This is a genomic window from Bowmanella denitrificans, from assembly GCF_039522935.1.
Classification (GTDB): domain Bacteria; phylum Pseudomonadota; class Gammaproteobacteria; order Enterobacterales; family Alteromonadaceae; genus Bowmanella; species Bowmanella denitrificans.
On the sequence record NZ_BAAAEI010000015.1, the window covers coordinates 182,260 to 200,589 of the forward strand.

The 18,330-nt window shown below is 51.1% G+C and carries 16 protein-coding genes; 8 read left to right on the forward strand and 8 right to left on the reverse strand.

The window, feature by feature from the left end; translation table 11 throughout:
• The first annotated feature begins 46 nt into the window (after positions 1 to 46).
• Positions 47 to 1,414 carry a cytochrome ubiquinol oxidase subunit I gene (locus ABD028_RS14395; protein ID WP_343845811.1) on the forward strand — a complete coding sequence of 456 codons (1,368 nt, stop codon included), beginning with the start codon at positions 47 to 49 and terminating at the stop codon, positions 1,412 to 1,414.
• Complete coding sequence (cydB, locus tag ABD028_RS14400) at positions 1,414 to 2,412, forward strand: cytochrome d ubiquinol oxidase subunit II (protein ID WP_343845813.1); 999 nt, start codon at positions 1,414 to 1,416, stop codon at positions 2,410 to 2,412. Before ABD028_RS14395 ends, cydB begins: the two co-directional genes overlap by 1 nt.
• A 234-nt stretch (positions 2,413 to 2,646) precedes the next feature.
• Here cydB and ABD028_RS14405 read toward each other — a convergent pair whose 3' ends face one another.
• On the reverse strand, positions 2,647 to 3,129 hold the full coding sequence (locus ABD028_RS14405; protein ID WP_343845815.1) for a DoxX family protein: 483 nt from the start codon (positions 3,127 to 3,129) through the stop codon (positions 2,647 to 2,649).
• Between the two features lie 105 nt (positions 3,130 to 3,234).
• Here ABD028_RS14405 and ABD028_RS14410 point away from each other — a divergent pair, with 105 nt between their 5' ends.
• The 3 genes from ABD028_RS14410 to ABD028_RS14420 all read left to right on the forward strand — a co-directional run bounded on the left by ABD028_RS14410 (position 3,235) and on the right by ABD028_RS14420 (position 6,069).
• Positions 3,235 to 4,167, forward strand: a complete 933-nt coding sequence (locus ABD028_RS14410; protein WP_343845817.1) for a LysR family transcriptional regulator — start codon at positions 3,235 to 3,237, stop codon at positions 4,165 to 4,167.
• A complete protein-coding gene (locus tag ABD028_RS14415; protein WP_343845819.1) occupies positions 4,168 to 5,094 on the forward strand; it encodes an AraC family transcriptional regulator in 927 nt (308 codons plus the stop codon).
• Between the two features lie 135 nt (positions 5,095 to 5,229).
• Positions 5,230 to 6,069 carry an NAD-dependent epimerase/dehydratase family protein gene (locus tag ABD028_RS14420; protein ID WP_343845821.1) on the forward strand — a complete coding sequence of 280 codons (840 nt, stop codon included), beginning with the start codon at positions 5,230 to 5,232 and terminating at the stop codon, positions 6,067 to 6,069.
• Positions 6,070 to 6,443: 374 nt separating this feature from the next.
• Here the strand turns inward: ABD028_RS14420 and ABD028_RS14425 are convergent, their stop codons facing one another.
• The 6 genes from ABD028_RS14425 to ABD028_RS14450 all read right to left on the reverse strand — a co-directional run bounded on the left by ABD028_RS14425 (position 6,444) and on the right by ABD028_RS14450 (position 14,395).
• Positions 6,444 to 7,295 (reverse strand): DUF4198 domain-containing protein, encoded by an 852-nt coding sequence (locus tag ABD028_RS14425; protein ID WP_343845823.1) that lies wholly within the window; start codon positions 7,293 to 7,295, stop codon positions 6,444 to 6,446.
• A gap of 14 nt (positions 7,296 to 7,309) precedes the next feature.
• Positions 7,310 to 7,801, reverse strand: a complete 492-nt coding sequence (locus ABD028_RS14430) for a DUF2271 domain-containing protein (protein WP_343845824.1) — start codon at positions 7,799 to 7,801, stop codon at positions 7,310 to 7,312.
• 2 nt (positions 7,802 to 7,803) lie between these two features.
• Positions 7,804 to 8,421: a PepSY-associated TM helix domain-containing protein gene (locus tag ABD028_RS14435; protein WP_343845826.1), complete on the reverse strand. Its 618-nt coding sequence runs from the start codon at positions 8,419 to 8,421 to the stop codon at positions 7,804 to 7,806.
• Positions 8,422 to 8,529: 108 nt separating this feature from the next.
• The gene (locus tag ABD028_RS14440) at positions 8,530 to 9,810 is read right to left on the reverse strand and encodes an MFS transporter (protein WP_343845827.1); all 1,281 of its coding nucleotides are present in this window, start codon (positions 9,808 to 9,810) and stop codon (positions 8,530 to 8,532) included.
• A gap of 129 nt (positions 9,811 to 9,939) precedes the next feature.
• Entirely contained in the window at positions 9,940 to 12,264 is a 2,325-nt protein-coding gene (locus tag ABD028_RS14445) for a TonB-dependent receptor domain-containing protein (RefSeq protein ID WP_343845828.1), read from the reverse strand.
• A gap of 253 nt (positions 12,265 to 12,517) precedes the next feature.
• Positions 12,518 to 14,395 carry a putative bifunctional diguanylate cyclase/phosphodiesterase gene (locus tag ABD028_RS14450; RefSeq protein WP_343845831.1) on the reverse strand — a complete coding sequence of 626 codons (1,878 nt, stop codon included), beginning with the start codon at positions 14,393 to 14,395 and terminating at the stop codon, positions 12,518 to 12,520.
• 447 nt (positions 14,396 to 14,842) lie between these two features.
• On the opposite strand from ABD028_RS14450, the gene ABD028_RS14455 reads away from it, so the two are divergent.
• The 3 genes from ABD028_RS14455 to ABD028_RS14465 all read left to right on the forward strand — a co-directional run bounded on the left by ABD028_RS14455 (position 14,843) and on the right by ABD028_RS14465 (position 17,354).
• Entirely contained in the window at positions 14,843 to 15,856 is a 1,014-nt protein-coding gene (locus ABD028_RS14455; protein ID WP_343845833.1) for a LacI family DNA-binding transcriptional regulator, read from the forward strand.
• Positions 15,857 to 15,954: 98 nt separating this feature from the next.
• The gene (locus tag ABD028_RS14460; protein ID WP_343845835.1) at positions 15,955 to 16,314 is read left to right on the forward strand and encodes an SH3 domain-containing protein; all 360 of its coding nucleotides are present in this window, start codon (positions 15,955 to 15,957) and stop codon (positions 16,312 to 16,314) included.
• Between the two features lie 143 nt (positions 16,315 to 16,457).
• Positions 16,458 to 17,354 carry a hypothetical protein gene (locus tag ABD028_RS14465; RefSeq protein ID WP_343845837.1) on the forward strand — a complete coding sequence of 299 codons (897 nt, stop codon included), beginning with the start codon at positions 16,458 to 16,460 and terminating at the stop codon, positions 17,352 to 17,354.
• Positions 17,355 to 17,393: 39 nt separating this feature from the next.
• On the opposite strand, the gene ABD028_RS14470 is transcribed toward ABD028_RS14465, so the two are convergent.
• Positions 17,394 to 18,179 (reverse strand): hypothetical protein, encoded by a 786-nt coding sequence (locus ABD028_RS14470; protein WP_102797145.1) that lies wholly within the window; start codon positions 18,177 to 18,179, stop codon positions 17,394 to 17,396.
• Between the last annotated feature and the right edge of the window lie 151 nt (positions 18,180 to 18,330).

Sequence of the window (18,330 nt, forward strand, 5' to 3'; positions counted from 1 at the left end):
TAAGGCCCCCGGGCCGGTTGCTTCAATCACCAATGGGAGTTTTCTGATGGAAGATGTACTGATGCTTTCCCGGCTGCAATTTGCCGCCAATATCAGTTTCCATATTCTGTTTCCCACCATCACCATCGCGCTGTGCTGGTTGCTGTGTTTTTTCAAAATTCGCTTTGACCTGACTCGGGATCCAGTGTGGATGCGCGCCTACCGCTTCTGGGTCAAGGTGTTTGCCCTGAGTTTTGCGCTGGGCGTGGTGTCCGGGATTACCATGTCATTCCAGTTTGGCACTAACTGGCCGGGCTTTATGGAAAAGGTCGGCAATATTGCCGGGCCGTTGCTGGGATATGAGGTATTAACCGCGTTTTTCCTGGAAGCCACCTTCCTCGGTGTGATGCTGTTTGGTCAGGGTCGGGTGCCTAACTGGGTGCATACGCTGGCCACCTGCATGGTGGCGGTGGGCACATCGATTTCCGCTTTCTGGATCCTGGCGCTGAATTCCTGGATGCAAACCCCGCAAGGCTTTGAGATGCGTGACGGCGTGGCCCATGTGCTGGACTGGTGGGCGGTGATCTTTAATCCGTCATTCCCCTACCGCCTGGCGCATATGCTGCTGGCATCCAGCCTGACCGCCAGTTTCTTAATGGCTGGCTTATCGGCCTACCGGATTTATCGCGGCGACGCCAAACGGGCACCACGGCTGGCTCTGAAAACCGCCATGACCTTTGCCGCCATTTTAATGCCACTGCAAATTCTGGTGGGCGATCTGCATGGTCTGAATACCTTTAAGCATCAGCCGCAAAAAGTCGCCGCCATGGAAGGAATATGGGAAACAGAACAAGGTGCGCCCCTGCTGGTGTTTGCCATTCCTGATGAGAAGCAGCGTACCAACCATCTGGCCATCGGTATCCCCAATATGGCAAGTCTGATCCTGACCCATAAAGTGGACGGTGAAATTCGCGGTCTGAACGAGTTTATTGGCGAGCATCCGCCGGTCAAACCGGTGTTCTACGGCTTTCGGATTATGGTCGGCATTGGCATGCTGATGTTGCTGGTGGCCTGGATAGGCAGCTATCAGCTATGGCGTCACAATAAGCTGTCGCCCTGGTTGCTGAAAACCACCATGGCTATGACCTTTTCCGGCTGGGTAGCCACCCTGGCGGGCTGGTATGTAACCGAAATTGGCCGCCAGCCTTATTTAGTCAGCGGTGTGCTGCGTACCGCCGAGGCGGTAACAGATATTGCCCCGGGCAATGTGCTGCTGACCTTTATCCTGTATATCAGCCTGTATGCCTTCTTGCTGGTCGCCTATATCCGTACTTTGCTGCTAATGGCACGCAAAGCAGTGGAGATTGAAGAAATCCAGCCCCATGAACATCCAAACCATCGGGACAACGCCCCACTGGCACAAGGAGCTCTCTGATGATACTTGACGCACATTTGCCTTATATATTTGTCGGCCTGATGGGCTTAGCGGTGCTGGTTTACGCCATTCTGGATGGCTACGACCTGGGAGTGGGCATATTGCTGCCCCTGAAACACGAAGATAAAAGCGATCAGATGATTGCCTCTATTGGCCCGTTCTGGGACGCCAATGAAACCTGGCTGGTGCTGGCCATCGGCATCTTATTTATTGCCTTTCCCAGTGCTCATAGTCTGGTGCTTAAAGAGCTGTATTTGCCTGCGACCTTTATGCTGTTTGGTCTGATTTTACGGGGGGTGGCGTTTGACTTTCGCGCCAAGGTTAAACAAACCCGCAAAGCCAACTGGGACAAAGCGTTTAAGTTTGGCTCGTTATTAGCGTCCTTTATGCAAGGCTATATGTTGGGCATGTATATTATGGGCTTTGAGCACAGTCTGCAGGCCGAAGTGTTCGCCCTGCTCAGCGGCTTGGGTGTCACAGCCGCCTATTGCTTTATTGGTGCCTGCTGGTTGATTATGAAAACCGAAGGTGAACTGCAGCAAAAAGCCATTCACTGGGCACGTAAAACCGGTTGGATTTGTTTTGTTGGGGTACTGGCGGTTTGCCTGGTCAATCCCCTGATTAACTCATCAGTACTGGAACGTTGGACCAGCCTGCCCTTCGCTCTGTTTATCTGGCCGATCCCCTTTGTCAGTCTGTGCCTGTTTGTGTTGTGCCACCAGGTACTAAAACGTTTGCCACTGCAAAATGATGCAGGTTGCTGGGTACCTTTTATGATTGCCTTGTTTATCTTCCTGTTTTGCTTCCAGGGCCTGGCCGTCAGTTTCTTTCCGGATATTGTGCCGGGTCGCCTGGATATCTTCGAAGCAGCCAGCGCGCCATCTTCCCTGCGTTTTATCCTGGTCGGCGCATTGATCGTGGTGCCCTGTATCCTGGCTTACACCGCCTGGTCTTACCGGGTCTTCTGGGGCAAAGTACGGGAGCTGCGCTACTACTAGTTTCGCGATCATAATTCACCGCAGAGGCGCAGAGATTTCAATAGCTTATGATCTTAGCTATTGTGTCTCTTTGTGCCTCAGTGGTGACTATCTATTTGCGCAGAAAGATTAAAAACCACAGAGGCACAGAGAACACGGAGTTTTTACTAGCCTGAAAGCGCTTGTCTCTCTCCGTGATCTCCGCGGCTCTGCGGTGAACAGGCTTTAAAGCGCACTCAGCGTCACCGCGAGAGACTAAAATGTACTGGCCGGGGCTTTTAAACCAAATCGGCCATGGTCGCGTAGGCAGAAATACCAGGCCCAGTATAAAAGCAACAACTGCAGCGGAACGCGCATCAGCAGATAAACCGGCCCCCACTGATGTCCACCAAGCCCGGTGTGATGCAATGCCGCATAAATATTGGCCGGGAAAAACAGTATCAGGGTAGCCAGCGCCGCCATAGCAGCCCTTTTTCGCCAAGGTGGCAGCAATAATCCCAGCGCAATCAACCCTTCCAGCACACCGGTCAGATAAACCAGCCACTCGGCAAAGGGTATCCAGGGCGGCAACATCTGCACCATACCGGCCGTTTTGATAAAGTGGCCCAGGCAAAAAAACAGATAGGCTAAGGCCAGCCCGTGCACGCCGCCCAGTCTCTGCCAATCCTGTAGCCTAAATAACCGATAAATCCCCAACGGCAGGGTCAGTAAAAAAAGTACGATAAGGGGGGTTATCACGGTAATTCCTCAGTATTTGTGCGGCTTGAAACTGGCAGACAGCATAGCTATTCTTGGCAACACTCGAATAATGCATTTAAAGCATACTGTTAATCCGGTTTTTGCATGAACCTGAATCGCGCCAGACAATTAGACCTGCAGCTATTGCTGGCCTTTCGCCACTTGTATCAGCTACGCGGCCTGACCCGCGCAGCCAGTCAGATGAATCTGTCACAACCGGCCATGAGCCGGGTGCTGGCCAAACTCCGGGATATCTTCGCTGATCCGCTGTTTCTGCGCTCCCACCAGGGCCTGCAACCTACGCCCCGGGCAACACAGCTATTACCGCAAGTGCAGAGCGCTATTGAACAGATGCAGGCTTTAATTGAGGAAACCCGTTACCACCCGGCCGAGGACCAGGGTCGGCTGATTCTTTGTTGTAATGACTTTGCCGCCAACCAATTGCTGCCAGCTATCTGCACCCAACTGAAACAGCAGGCCCCAGGATTAACTGTGGATATCCGCCCCTGGACACCGGGCCTGCTGATGACGTTGGCCAGCACCAGCATTGATATGGCACTGTGCCTGAATGAGCCCCACGGCGCAGATGTGACACTGGAGACGTTGTACAGCGACCCATATGTGGTGGTCATGTGTGCCAATCATCCATTGGCAAACGGCCCTGTGAGTCAGCAAAGTTATCTGGCCGCCGAGCATATATTGATCCCGATGGGGACCAAACAGCAGGGCATTATTGAGGCCATGCTTGCCTCGCAAGGCATTGTGCGTCGTATCGCCCTGCGGGTTCCCTATCTGCTGGCGGCCCTGGCCATGCTACCGGGTAATCCTTATCTGCTGACCGTGCCAAGCTGGGTGGCTAGTTGTTATAAAGCACAGTTTAATCTTGCTTGTCAGCCGCTGCCCTTTGCTACGCCTGACGCCCAATATTGTCTGGCCTGGCCCAGCAGGCTGCAAAATGAGCCACGTCAACGCTGGGCACGTGAGCAGGCCAGTTTAGCCATGCATCGCAGCTTCACCGGTGGCCAGCAGGAGGTATGAGTGCAGCTTATTGATCCATTAAGCCAACTGATTGAATCTCTGGCCCCTACCACGGAGGTTTTTGCCAGAGTCACGGCACATGCCCCTTGGGGGGTGAGTGAACCCAGGCAGGATGTCTGCGCGTTCACTTATGTATTAGATGGCCCCTGTTTTTTGCGGGTAGACGACCATCTGCAACAGCAGTTAACACCAGGTCAACTATTGCTTTTACCCAGAGGGGCTGCACACAGCGTCGCCAGCGGCCCTGACGCAGAATGCCAGGATGTGGATGCTCTGTTTGGCGGCAAATCCAGAGCGGAAGTTGAGCAAATGGTGCTTGGCGGTGATGGTGAACAAAGTCATATTTTGTGTGGCTATATTCGTTTTATGCCGCTGCACAGGCATTTGCCTAATTTGCTGACCGACAGTCTGCCTGAAGTGTTGATTCTGGACGCTCCTGCAACTTGTCGCCTGGGGCAATTACTGCAGTGGATTTACGCTGAAAACGCCGACTACCGGGCCGGACAATCGCTGATGCTGGAAAAGATGCTGCAAATGCTGTTGCTTGAGATCATCAGAACCCTGGATACGCTGCCATTAAATCCAGGGGTACTGAATGCCGTGAACGATCGACATTTGGCGCCAGCGATGCAGGCAATTATGAAAGATCTCTGCCGGCCCTGGCATCTTGACCAGTTGGCCGGTATTGCCGCGCTGTCCCGCTCTGCCTTTACCAGTCGATTTAAGAAGCTGACCGGCCTGTCCTGTCAGGCATTTATCCGCCATTGGCGCTGCCAGCAGGCAGCCCAACTGCTAAAACTCTCCGACCAACCGGTCGCCAGTATTGGATTAAAATGCGGGTTTCAATCCAGTGATGTGTTTATCCGCAACTTTCGCAGCTTCTGCGGTATGACCCCCAATCAGTTCCGCTACGCAGCCAACACCTGATGCTTGCTGCAGCCTTCTTAGCGACCCTTTGGCTAACAATATCGACGTTAAGGCCAGCAATGCTAAGCCCATCTTTTTTTCAATTTCCCTGCATTTAAGATAGATAGCAGATACATAACACTTAGGATAATTAGAATGCATAAACGCGTGTTGGTAACCGGTGGAACCGGCAGTATTGGCTCAGCCATTGTGGCAGAACTGCTGGCTAACCATTATCAGGTGGATGTGCTGTGTCGCAGCCAGCAAAGTGCTGAAAAAGTGCCGGCGCCAGCCAAGGTTGTCACGGGTGATATCAGTGCGCCGCAGCAATGGGCTGAGCATATTCAGCAAATTGATGTACTGATTCACACCGCTTGTGGTTTTGCTGAGGACATGGGCAGCATAGACCGCCAATTTTTGCAGGCGGTTGCTGCACAGGCAGCCCTACGCAGCGAACCTTTACTGATGTTGTATACCACCGGCTGCTGGACCTTTGGCAGCCAGCCCGGCCTTATCAACGAGCAAAGCCAGCCACAGTCTATTGGTGACTTTCAATGGATGCTGAATAACAGCCAGTGGCTGGCCACACAGCCGCAAATTCGATTGCGCAGGGTCAGTCCGGCCAATGTTGTGAGTCAGGAGCAGCAATTTGCCATGCCAATTTTGCACTGGGAACTTGAGCGCCATGGTCAGCCCACCATTCCTGATATTGCTAATCTTGCCTGGCCCTTAGTGGAACGGCGGGATTTGGCACGGTTGTACCGCCTGGTATTGGAGCAAGGTGAAGATGGCGAAGAGTACATTGGCTGCGCATCGCATATACCGGCAGTAACGCTCGCCGGGCGACTTGCCGACAACGCGGTAAAACGGGTTGCCATCAGCGACTGGTTTGCTACCTACGGCACCTGGACGGAAGGTTATGGACTACATCAAAAGCTGTGTAGTGAAAAAGCCAGAACGAATCTTGGCTGGCAACCAGAATTTTCAGGCGCATAAAAAAAGACCGTACCAAAATGGTACGGCCAAAACACCTTCAGGGAATGGTATTCAATTAAGGGCGAATACCGGCCCGTTTGGAGCCCGATAGCCAAGAGAGTGGTCCCGACTATCGAGTTAATTGGTTATATCAATATCCGGGCCAACTTTTATTTCACCTAATTATCAATAACTTAACACATTTCCTTTGCCTACTCCTTCTAATATTGTCGCTTGTTGCCGACAGTGCGCTGCTGAATAACCCAACAACCACGTCCTTAGCGCCAGTGTTGCAGCTCATGGTTAGTGTCTCCTATCAGAGACAGCGCACTGTCGGGTGGCTGCAAACAAAAAGGGCTGCAAATGCAGCCCCTTAACAGCAGTACTTCAGCTTACTAGGCAGGATTGACTTCAAAAGTCAGAAACAAGGAGGCTCTTTCGGTATCGATGCCGTCGGTGGTGGATGGGGTGTTGACCCCGGCTTCCAGCAGATACATACCAGCTTCGTCGAAATTGACTTCAATAAAGCCATTGGCATCGGCTTTAACATGAATTTCACCGCGCTGATTGCGATAGCGGGTTTCACCACGGATCAACATCACTTCGGTGCCTTCGGCCACAGGTTTGCCGTCCTGCAGTAGTTGCCAGCGCACCGTTTCGCCGGTAAACAGATCATTAGGATGGGTGCCATTGGCCACTTCCAGGCCCAGACCTGTGGTTTTTAATTCTGTGGTTTGGTTACGACTGACGTAAGTTTCCACCCTGGCATGCATACGCGTGGTAGCCAAATCTGTCGCACCAGCAGGAATCTCTTTACTGTCTTTGCCGCCAAATACCCGGCCACGTTCGCCCTGGGCGTCTTTATAGAAGGTAAAGACAGTAGCAGGTTGTTCCAGGCCAATACGGTAGGTGCCGGACTGCGCCAGTGTTACACCAGCGGCGCTTTTACGCAGCAAGTCAAAATAGGCAATAGGTGCACTGCGGCTGCCATCCGGCGCCACGGCAATCAACTGCGGCCTGGCACGACCGCCCCGACCTTTATCCTCAGAACTGCCGTAGCTTCTGTCGGCATGAAAAATGTCATTGGAAATACTGAAATCCAGGGCAATGGCATGTGCCTCCTGCCCGGACAAATTAGTATGGCTGGGTACCAGCCAGCGGGCGTGCGCCAGAGCGGACTGGCTGCATAACATCAAACCGGCCAGACTAAATGCTTTAACCCAGGGAGACATAGCGTACTTGCGCATGATGGTTTTCCTTCTTATTTAACTTTGATTTGAATCGGGCCCAACTCCACTTTGGCTGGCAGCGAAATGTCGCCCTGCTTGCCCAAAGTAATAGCGACCCGGTGATAATCACGACCGCCCTCTTCCCGCGATGCTTCGATATTTAACAGGTATTCGCCTGCCGGCAGCGGCTTACCCAGATTGTCTTTGCCGTCCCATTGCAACTGATGGTCGCCGGGGCGACGCGTGGCACCGGTTACGCCATCAATCTCGTTTCCGGCACTGCGGCCAATCTTGCGCCAGAACTGGCGTAAATCCTTAAGCCACTTGTCGCCTTCTTCCATTTGCTTCCACAGTGCAATAGTGGCCACCGGATTACGCTGAGCGTCTTCCACCCACACCGCTATGTAGGGCCGGTGATAGGGCTGAACATCCAGTTGTGGCTGATTCAGGGTAATATCCAGTTGCGCAGCACCTGCCACACTTGTTACTAATGCCGCACCCAGCAGCAACGATGCAAACTTCATCCTCAGACTCCAGTTAGTGTTGGGACAAACAAAAAATAAATCAGCACAGGCGTTAAAGCGCCAAGTACCGCGGCCAGCATTCCCGAACGGCGTTTACCGCGGTTTTGCCACAAGATAATCAATCCCGTCAGGGCAAACAGCAGCATCAATACCGCAGAGATATCGATCACCCAGGACCAGGCCAGACCACTATGCCGGCCTTTGTGTAAGTCGCTCCAAACGCCCAGCCAACTGCCCTTATGGTATTCCAGCAATAACACCTCGCCCTGCAAATCCAGGGTCGCCAGTGCGTAACCCGCCGGCAGGGCATAATCCAGTACCAGCTCAGCGTCGTCAGCAGACCATTCCACCGCCCTGGGATGTTCAAGATTATGTTGCTGGCACAGATAATCCCCGACTGCAGCAATTAATTGCGGGGGCGACTGCGCCAATGCCTGCCATTGCGGCGGCACACTGATATCCAGTTCCCCCTCTTTACCGCCACCATCCAGCCAACCGACATGGTTCAGCACCACACCGGTAACACAGAAAAACACCAGCAAGCCAAACAATGCGGTAGACAGATAGATATGCAGCCAGCGGCTGCCGTTATAGAAGGAACGAAGCGCACCTCTGGACATACTTAAAACTCATTCATGCCGTGTCAGATCACAGCGGCAAACTTTATCCAGATTGAAGCATTTATGCAAACCATTACTATTTGCATAACTATAACTTTTTAGAGTAACTCAGGGACGCTGGTAATATTCCTGGGCCTGGTCGTGAGGCATCTGCGGGAGCGCATCCGCGCGGGGATCCAGCTCGGCCATGATTGGGGTATTGGGGGTACTGGTAGAAAACGCCACATGTTCCTCTATGGGCACAGGCGCTCTGACCAAACGCCGCCAGGTCAGAAATAGCAGGCTGAGTACCGACATACTGGCAAAATACACAAACATGCCATCCGGGCCTAATGCCTGTATAAATAATGGAGCCAATAAGGGGCCAGACATGGCGCCAAGACTGTAGCAAAGCAGTAAGCCCTGATTGGCGGCAATCACTTGTGAAGGATTGAGTTCATCACATGCCTGGCTGAGGCTGATTGGGTAAACCGCAAAAATAACCCCACCGAACATTAAGGTTAATATTGAGGTCAGGGCGCTGCCCGCTTCGGAGTCGAATAATATAAACGCCACACTCACGGCCAGTACCGCAGCGAACAAACACATCAGTACCAGCCGTCGATCATACCTGTCAGACAACCTGCCTAAAGGGTATTGCAAGCACATACCGCCCAGGATCAGATAGGCCATCATATCGGCGATTTGGCTAAGCTCAAGCCCCACCTTGGCGTAGAAAAAAGGCAACAGACCATAAGCCACACTGAGGATCAAACCAGAGATAAAACAACTGAACACCGCTGTTGGTGTGAGCCGTACCAAGCTCCAAAACGGCAGTTTCTCATGTCGCTCCAGATGCTGAATATTGACCTTGGCCAGGGCCAGCGGCAACACAGATAAAGAACAGGCCAGTGCCGCAACTGCGAAGGGCAGCAACGACATAATATCCAAACGCTTAAGTAGCAGTTGACCGAGGATCATGGCCGCATAAAACAGCACCATATACAATGCCATCACCCGCCCGCGTATAGAAACGGGGCTACTAACCATAATCCAGGATTCGATCACCACCAATAATCCGCCAGTGGCAAAGCCACCCAACAAACGCAGCAGCATCCAGGACTCGGGCGCGACAAACATGCCAAATAACAAAGCCAGGCTACACAGCATGGAAGCATAGGCGGCATAAGCGCGAATATGCCCTACCCTTAAGATCAGCTTACTGTTGACAAACGACCCCACCATTAAGCCGGTAAAATACGCGGTGGAGATCATCCCAATCAGGGTGGCAGATACCTGCTCCTCTGTCATTCGCAGGGTCAGCAGGGTGGTTAACAAACCGTGACCAACAGAATAAATCAGCAGGCTTAACAGCGGAGAAGCCAGGGATGTCAGGGTAGCTCTGGGCATGAATAAGGGTCTTTATGGCTAAGCAAACAGCATGGCTATTGGATAGCAATAAATTGCCCAAAAAGACAATGAAATTTAAAAATCCCCGCCAGGCGGGGATTTTATCAGGGGCGGAACAACTATCCGAAATCAGAAAGTGTAGTTGGCTGACAGCCAGAAACTGCGTGCTTTCTCTGTGGTGTTATAGTCGGATGAACATTCATAACCCAGTTGATCTGCAGACAACAGGCAACTGCGGCTGGATAAATCTTCATCCAGCAGATTGTTAATCCGGCCATTAATCGTCAGTTGGGCATTCACCTGATAGCGAGCCGCCAGATGCAACAGTTCATAAGACTTGTAGTACAGCTCTACCGTTTGCGGCCCTTGTGGTCCCTGAATGTCGGCTGTACCGCGGAAGCGCTTGCTGCGCACCTCACCAATCAATGCCAGGCTTAAGTCATCCAGTACCTGCCAGTTGAAAGTGGTATTCAGCATATTTTTGGGTGTGCTGACCAGGGGTAAACCTTCATCACGGCCGCTTTTCACTTCACTGTCGGTATAAGTGTAGTTTGCGGTGAGTGACAAACTATCAGTGAAGTTAACCTTACCGGCCAGTTCCACTCCCCGGGTTTCGGCCTTATCTACGTTATCAGCCTGACTGAAGCTGCTATAACCCAAGTCCGCCCAGCCGGGACCAATGTCCACACAGGCCTGGCCATTTGCCGCCACTTCACAGTTGGGCAGATTATCCTGATTAATAATCTTGTCTTTAAAATCGTTGTAGAACAGAGTGATATTACCACTGACCCGGTCACTGCCCTGATAATAAGCAGCCACCTCATAGTTCACACTGGTCTCCGGCTGCAGATCCGGGGTACCGACAAAAGGACTGACACCCTGACCACCAAAGCCGACGATGCCGGGGAACAGCTGATTAGGCTTAGGGGTTTTATAGCCGGTGCTGATGCCACCTTTAATGGTCCAGTCGCTGTTAGGGCGCACATTCAGGTAAGCACGCGGGCTGAACTGCCCACCGAATATATTGTGGTCATCATATCGGCCGCCAAACACAGCGGTAACCGACTCATTCAGATCCCAGCTGTCTTCGGCAAACACCGCCCACTGCCGGTGTTTCTGGCTGGTGCCGTCACGGAAACCGTCACCATACATACCAAATACACCGTCTTCCATATCCGCACTAAAGTATTGGCCACCCAATACAAAGTAGTGATTCTGCCACTGCGACTCCAGTTTGGTGTCCAGGATCAGATTGTCAATCTTCAGTGTGCGCAAGGGTCTGGGTAAAAACTGCTGTTCCAGTTGGCTGTATAAGGCTTCGGTCAGCTCCGGGCTGTTACTCCCCTGATCGCTCACAGCCTGATCCCAGATAGCTTGCAAATCGCTGCGCTCCTGCACGGTCAGCGGCAATGAACGGCCGAAGTTTTCGCTACGGCTGCGGGTCAGACTGCTGGTCAGCGTGCCGATTTCCCAGCGGCCAATGTGTGACAGTACAAATTGCTCGCGTTCCACACGCTGATATGGGGTATAACCAACCCTTGGCTGGATGATCCCCCCGCGGCTACGCCACAGACTGACAGGACTGTCCAGGGTGCCGGTCTGCCCTTCGGTGTTGTCATAACGTTGCTTGGCGATATCGTATTCAAAGGCCAGCTCCTGAGTATCACTCAGCGCGTAGTTTAAAGTGAAACCCGCATTCCAGTTTTTGGCGGCGACAATTTTCTTATCACCAAAACTCCCTTCGTCGGTCCAGGTACTTCCATCCGGAAGTGGCAGACTGTCGGCATAGGTCGGTTCGCTTTGTTCACGGTCATACACACTGGCACGCAGGGCATATACCAGATTATCGATGCCGCTGGGGCCGGTCAGATAGAAATCGACCTTCTTATCATCACCATACTGGTCATCTTGCTGAAAGGTGGAGCCCAGACTCAGACTACCAATGGTTTTGTCCATTTGTTTGCGGGTAATAATGTTGATGACACCGCCAATGGCATCGGCGCCATACAATGTGGACATAGGGCCACGCACTACCTCGATGCGCTCAACCGCTTCCAGTGGCGGCATATACATAAACTGGCTGTTACCGAAGTTATTCGGCCCAATATCCCCAATATCTGACTGACGGCGACCGTTGATCAGTACCAATGTGTAGTCAGAAGGCAGCCCACGCATGGTAATGCTGATATTGCCGTTTTTGTCCTGGCCACTGCCCACATCTATGCCTTCAATGTCACGCAGTGCATCGGCCAGGCTGGTAAATGGCTTAGCTTGCAGTTCCTGGCGGCTGACTACCGAGATACTGGCCGGTGCATCCACCAGCTTCTGTTCAAATCCCGACGCCGTCACCACAATGGTTTCCACATTCTGCTCTGCGACTTGATTGGCCATTACCGGCAGTGGCAAGCCGATTGCAATGGCCATAGCTATTTGATGGGGACGAAATCCAGACATGTGCAGCTCCGTTAGCAATAAGTGGGCGACTATCATCCGCCCTGGAATTTGGCGCGAATAATAATAACTCTCATTGCCTGAAGCAATAATTTTAGCGTTTTTTACCAGCTTAAAATCAACCGCTTGGCGTTAAAGTTATATTTATCAGTAGGTTAGTACTATGTGTTGACGCCTGGATAGTGCCGACCAACAGGTCGAAGCGTGACGCAAAGGTATGTAGGCTGGCGAGATGAATGATTTCAGCAACTGCAACTCAAATTGCAGTTGCTTTCAAGAGAGGGGTATCAGCGAGCAAAAAACCGGGCATTTGTGCCGCTTCCAAAGGCCTGGACCAATGGTAGCCCTGACCTTTGTCGCAACCTAGCTGGCCAAGGAAATCGGCGGTTTGTTTATCTTCAATACCTTCAGCGATGGTAGTTAAGCCCAGACTACGTGCCATTTGCACTATGGCGGTCACAATGGCCTGATTTTCCACACTGTCCATCAGGTTAGTGACAAAGGAGCGGTCAATTTTCAGTTGTGAAACCTGAAACTTCTTCAAATAGGCCAGGTTGGAATAACCGGTGCCGAAGTCGTCAATGGCCAGTCGCACGCCCAGTCCCTGGATCACAGACAAGCTCTGACGCAGCTCCTGTCCGGCTTCCAAAAACACCGATTCGGTCAGTTCAAGCAACAGAAACTGCCCAGCCAAGTTGTATTGTTCCAACAACCGCGCCAGGGTTTGCGCAAAGCGGCCGCGAATCAATTGCGCCGGTGACACGTTAACCGCAATAGACAACTCAGGTAAACCAGCCTTGTGCCACTCAACACATTGTCTGATGGCATTTTCCAGTACCCAGTCCCCCAGCATGCCTATCTGCCCACTGCGTTCAGCCAGGGGAATAAACACCTCGGGGCTGATCTCCCCTATTTGTGGGTGTTCCCAGCGAAGTAGCGCCTCCACTGATTCAATCATGCCACTTTGCAGACACACTTTGGGCTGGTATTGAATAGATAACTGCTGTAACTCGATGGCGTTGCGTAAACCACGCTCCATACACAGTTGCTGGGATAACTGTTCGCTCATGCCACTTTGGAAGTAGCGATACTGGTTACGACCGCTTTCCTTGGCTTTGTACATAGCCAGATCGGCCTGCTGGCAAATACTGTCAAAATCCATTCCATCCTGCGGCACCATTGAGATCCCCATAGAACAGGTCAGGGTCAGCTCATGACCATCAATTTCCAGGGCGGTAGCGGTACATTGCAGGATGCGCATGGCCAGCGCATCTACCTGCTTGCTATGGGTTAGATTGGTGCTGATGATCACAAACTCATCACCGCCAAAACGGCACAGACTGTCAGATTCCCGCAAGGTGGCCGACAAGGTTTTAGCAACCTGCTGTAAATACCTGTCACCTAATTTATGTCCAAGTGAGTCATTAATAGATTTAAAGTTATCCAAATCCAGAAAGGTCAGCGCCACCATGGTCTGATTACTGCTGCAACGCACTACCGCAGCATCAAACATCTCCCGGGCTTTCAGCCGGTTGGGCAGGCCCGTGAGTGGATCATGATGGATAAGCTGCTCAACCTGCAACTGTGACTGACGGTAACGGGCATTCTCCAGTTTCAGTTCATCGAGGATAGTGCGAAGTTGTGACACCACAGCCCAGATACCATAGGCCGTCATAGCCAATAGCAAAAACATCAAAAACGCGCTGTTCAGGTCCTGCATTGGGACTTCACGCGTCCACTGGCCACTTTGCCCCATCCAGCCGAGAATCAGTAAATTCACCGAGCTGATAGCAAAACTCCACAACATCAGGCGAATACCGCTTAGCATGGCGGCAAAAAACATCACTGCTGGCAGCAGCATAATGGCTTCATCACGTAAGCCGTAGAAACTCCACATAAACAGCAAGGCGCTGAAATTGATAATACCCAGGAATAAAGCGCTGCCCAGCTCAATCCGACCCGTAGCGGCAACGCGGTAACTGGCATAAAGCAAGGCTGACACAGGGGGCACATAGCAAGTGACAAACCACTCACCAAGCCAGGTCCAGTGCACAAATATAATGGCCAGGCACAACTGCGTAAGAAACTGTAGTTCCTTAAGTCGTTTCAGCCTGAAGGTGTTATTGGGCTGCATTTTCCATTTTTTATTTTTAACCTGCAGCCTTACACCAATGTTGATGCTGACCTTTTATTTGCAGATTGTTGATTATGCAAACAATTTGAACGGATATATAAGCTGAATACAAGACACAAAAAGTAAAAAAACAAAGATATTTTGTGTATTTCAGGTTAGTAACCACTTTTTTATCAATTTGTTTGCATAAAAGTATGCCACTTTCGCTAAACCTGTTGCCAATTTGCCAGGATTAATCACCGGAGCATAATGGTTCAAAACTGAGCTTTGACGCCAGGCGGTCGCTGTGATGCGTCCTTACCCCAGTTTGTTACAGCCAGCATGTGCATAATCATAGGTTACAGATTCACACGCGGAACGTTCCAAAATTGTTAATGAGTGTAAATAAGCATATCGTATCGTCAAGGCATTTGGATCGGTGCCGGACTAAACAACAGAACAGTGACAATGACAGCCAATAACGTGAATAAAAACATAACCGTATTTGATGTGGCCAGACAGGCCGGTGTGTCCAAATCCACCGTGTCTTTGGTTCTGACCGAAAGTGATAAAGTCAGTGAGAAATCGAAGGAAAAAGTACTTAAAGCCATTGATGAACTGGGCTATGTGTATAACCGTGATGCGGCAGCGTTGCGCAGCCGCCGTTCTAATCTTGTCGGCATTGTCATCAATGACCTGACCAATCCGTATTCTGCCCAGCTGGCGGTGGGTCTTGAGCGGCATATTCGCAGCCTGGGCTATATGTCTGTACTGGTCAACAGTGGCGAGGACCTCACCACTCAGAAACAATTAGTTCAGCAGCTTAAAGAATATCGGCTGGCGGCCCTGGTCATCTGTCCAACTCCAGGTACTGATGCACAATGGCTTAATCAGCAAATCGATGCCGGCATTCCGGTTATCCAGATTATGCGCGAGGTTGTTGGCGCGCGCGCACCCTTGGTGATCCCGGATAATGTTAAAGGAACCAGCCTGGTAACCCAACACCTGCTCGACCAGGGCTACCGTCATTTGGCCTTTATTGGCGGTAATGAGAGCATTTCGGACTTTCATGAACGACTGGCCGGATTTGATAGAACCTTACTAAAAGCACAACTGACAAACCTGCAGATTACCCGAATTCAGGCTCCCACCAATCGCCACGGCGGACGCCAGGCCATTCAGCAAGCCCTGCAATCCGATCCCAATCTGCAGGCAATAGTGTGTTTTAACGACGTTATCGCTTACGGCGCCATTGAACAATTGCACGCATTAGGCCGAATCCCTGGTAAAGACATTGCAGTAGCAGGCTTTGATGATCTTGAAGACTCGTGCCGTATGTCCCCGGCTCTGACTACAGTGCATATTGATGCCGATAAAATTGGCCAGGCAGTATGTCGTTTGCTGGGCAATAAGAAAGAGGCGGTCGCCTCTGAAGGACGTATTCTGGTGGATGTGGAGTTTATCCCGCGTAGTTCAGGCTAATGTTATAGCCGGTATGTTCGACTCGGGACCACAAGATGCTGTACATAAATACAGTTATTTGCCATAGTCTGGCACCTAACGCAAAACAGGAAGTATTTATGCTTAGGTATATTGTTGTCACCGCTCACCAGAGTGAATATCCAGCCCCTATCGAGTTTACAAAAGGCACAGTGTTAACCATAGGAGAAAAATATGCAGGGCCTGAAGATTGGCAGGATTGGTATTTTTGCTCAACTAACAGGCATCCAGGGGGCTGGGTTCCGGCTCAGGTTTTCCACCTAACAAGTGAAGACCAGGGACTGGCATTAGAGGACTACAGCGCCAAAGAACTAAATGTAGCGGCAGGTGAATACCTCATTGGCGGACGCATGCTGAACGGTTGGGTATGGGCAACGAGGCAGGATAGCACCGACCAGGGTTGGGTACCCATGGACAATTTAAAGCCGTTAAATTTTTAGTTGTGCGGATCTGCTCTTCAAACCCAGCTTGATCAATGCTGATTCATCACGTTGTCATATATTAACGCTGAAATAGCTGGCCTTACGCAAGTTAAGGCCACGCACCATTGAAAAGATCGCAATCCATATTAAGCAGTTTGTTATTGCTACAGTCAGTCTTAGTGGCACAGGCAGGGCAAGCTGAGGGCCTGCAAAGCAAAGTGGCTAGTCAGATAAGGCTGGATGATCGCTCAGGCAAGGACCTGCGCTACCAATATCGCCTGCGAATTTATCCGTCCTTCAATGTTAATGATGCCTGGAGCTTGCATGCTTTTGTCGCTACCGGTAACGCCTTTGCATCCAGCCATAACACGTTGGACGAAGGGAAGGCCGACCATCTTTACATGCGTCGCTTTTTTATTCGCCATCAAGATAGCCAAGGTAAAACCGAACTTGGCGTTATTCCCACTTACAAGGGCGATGTAGCCTCCACCGGGCTGTCAAAGGATGGCTGGATAAGCGGTATTCGGCATGTACAACAAGTCAGCCCAGACAGTCAGTTGGAGCTGGTGGCGGGCGAACTGGCCCATATTGACGATGCCAATGCCTGGCAAAAACTGCATAGTCTGAACTATCTGGAGCTTGAATTTACCAGCCAAATAAACTCATCCATAGGCTACGAGCTAAGCCTGGAGCATATGTTGGGAGACAATTTCTTCAGGGGCGAACTTCGTTATCAGAATACTCGCGCTCAATACTTCGCCATTGAGCTTATCGACAGGCTCGACAGTAGCAGAATTAAAATGGTATTGAGTATGGGCATGCCACTGGCCTGGCTCGGTGCCGAGTTTTTCACTCACTACAGCTATGTGGATAAAGGCTTTGGCCAACGTGCCGAACTTACCGAAGACTTTCTCGAATATGGCCATGCCCTGGCCTTTGAATTGGACGGCAAACTGAACAGCAGTGGCTTAGGTTGGTTCGCCAAAGCAGAGCATTATGCTGATACTGACACCAGCCGCATACAGATTGGTCTCAGCTACACATTTGCCAGCCAGTAAAAAAGCAGCCGAAGCTGCTTTTTATTTAGCTAAAGGGAACTATCTGTATGAGATGTTCTCGCTATCCAGAGGAATGCTATCTGGCTGAGTCAAATCCCAAACCTTACTGTATACAGTGGTACCACCGGCATTGCGGCAGGTGATTTCCTGATACAGGTTAGGCAGCTCATTACGATGAATTTTCTGGCCAGTGAAGACATCTGTATCAAAGCCATACTTGCTGTTTTCGCCGTTAAACACTTCAAGCGAACGACCATGGTCCTGACTGATATAGCATACGCCATCAGTTGCATAGTTGGTCACAGACAGAATACCGCTGTACTCAAACTGGTCCTGATATGGGTAACCAGGCTCCCAGGGCTTAGTCGGACGCTCATGGTAGTAGCCGTTGGGCGTCAGTGTGGCGTCCCAGGTCATTTTGGGGGCGCGCGGGATATTATGACGGATGGCAAACTGCTGACCATCCAGATCTGTGCATTGTACCTGCAGGTATTTATGCACTGTGGCAAATCTTTCATCGAAACCGGTCTCAACCTGGTCCACCAAAGGAGTTCCAAACGGACCGATGCGGCCAGGGTTAATCAGGGTACCATCTTCGGCATTATACAGACCAGCTTCGGTGCAGGACGCATTGCCGCCATGACGGACATAAGCTTTAACCGTGCCGTAGTTTACCTCGGCAGTGGAAATAGTCGTCACCGGCCCTTGGTTATAGGCAGAATCACGTTTAAAACCGTCATTGTCGTAAACAACTTGCGGGGCAGCCACAGCATTGACAGAAACACAGGCAATACCTATCGCTAAAACGAGCTTATTCAATTTCATTCCGTTAATTCCTTTCAAAAATAAATAAGTAGCATGAAAGACAGATCCATCTTGTTTTGAGCTCGTTAAGGATACTAAACCACCAATGACAACGCTGTCATGTGATCAAATGCCACCAAATGCAAATAAATGTAACCAAGGCAAAGACAAA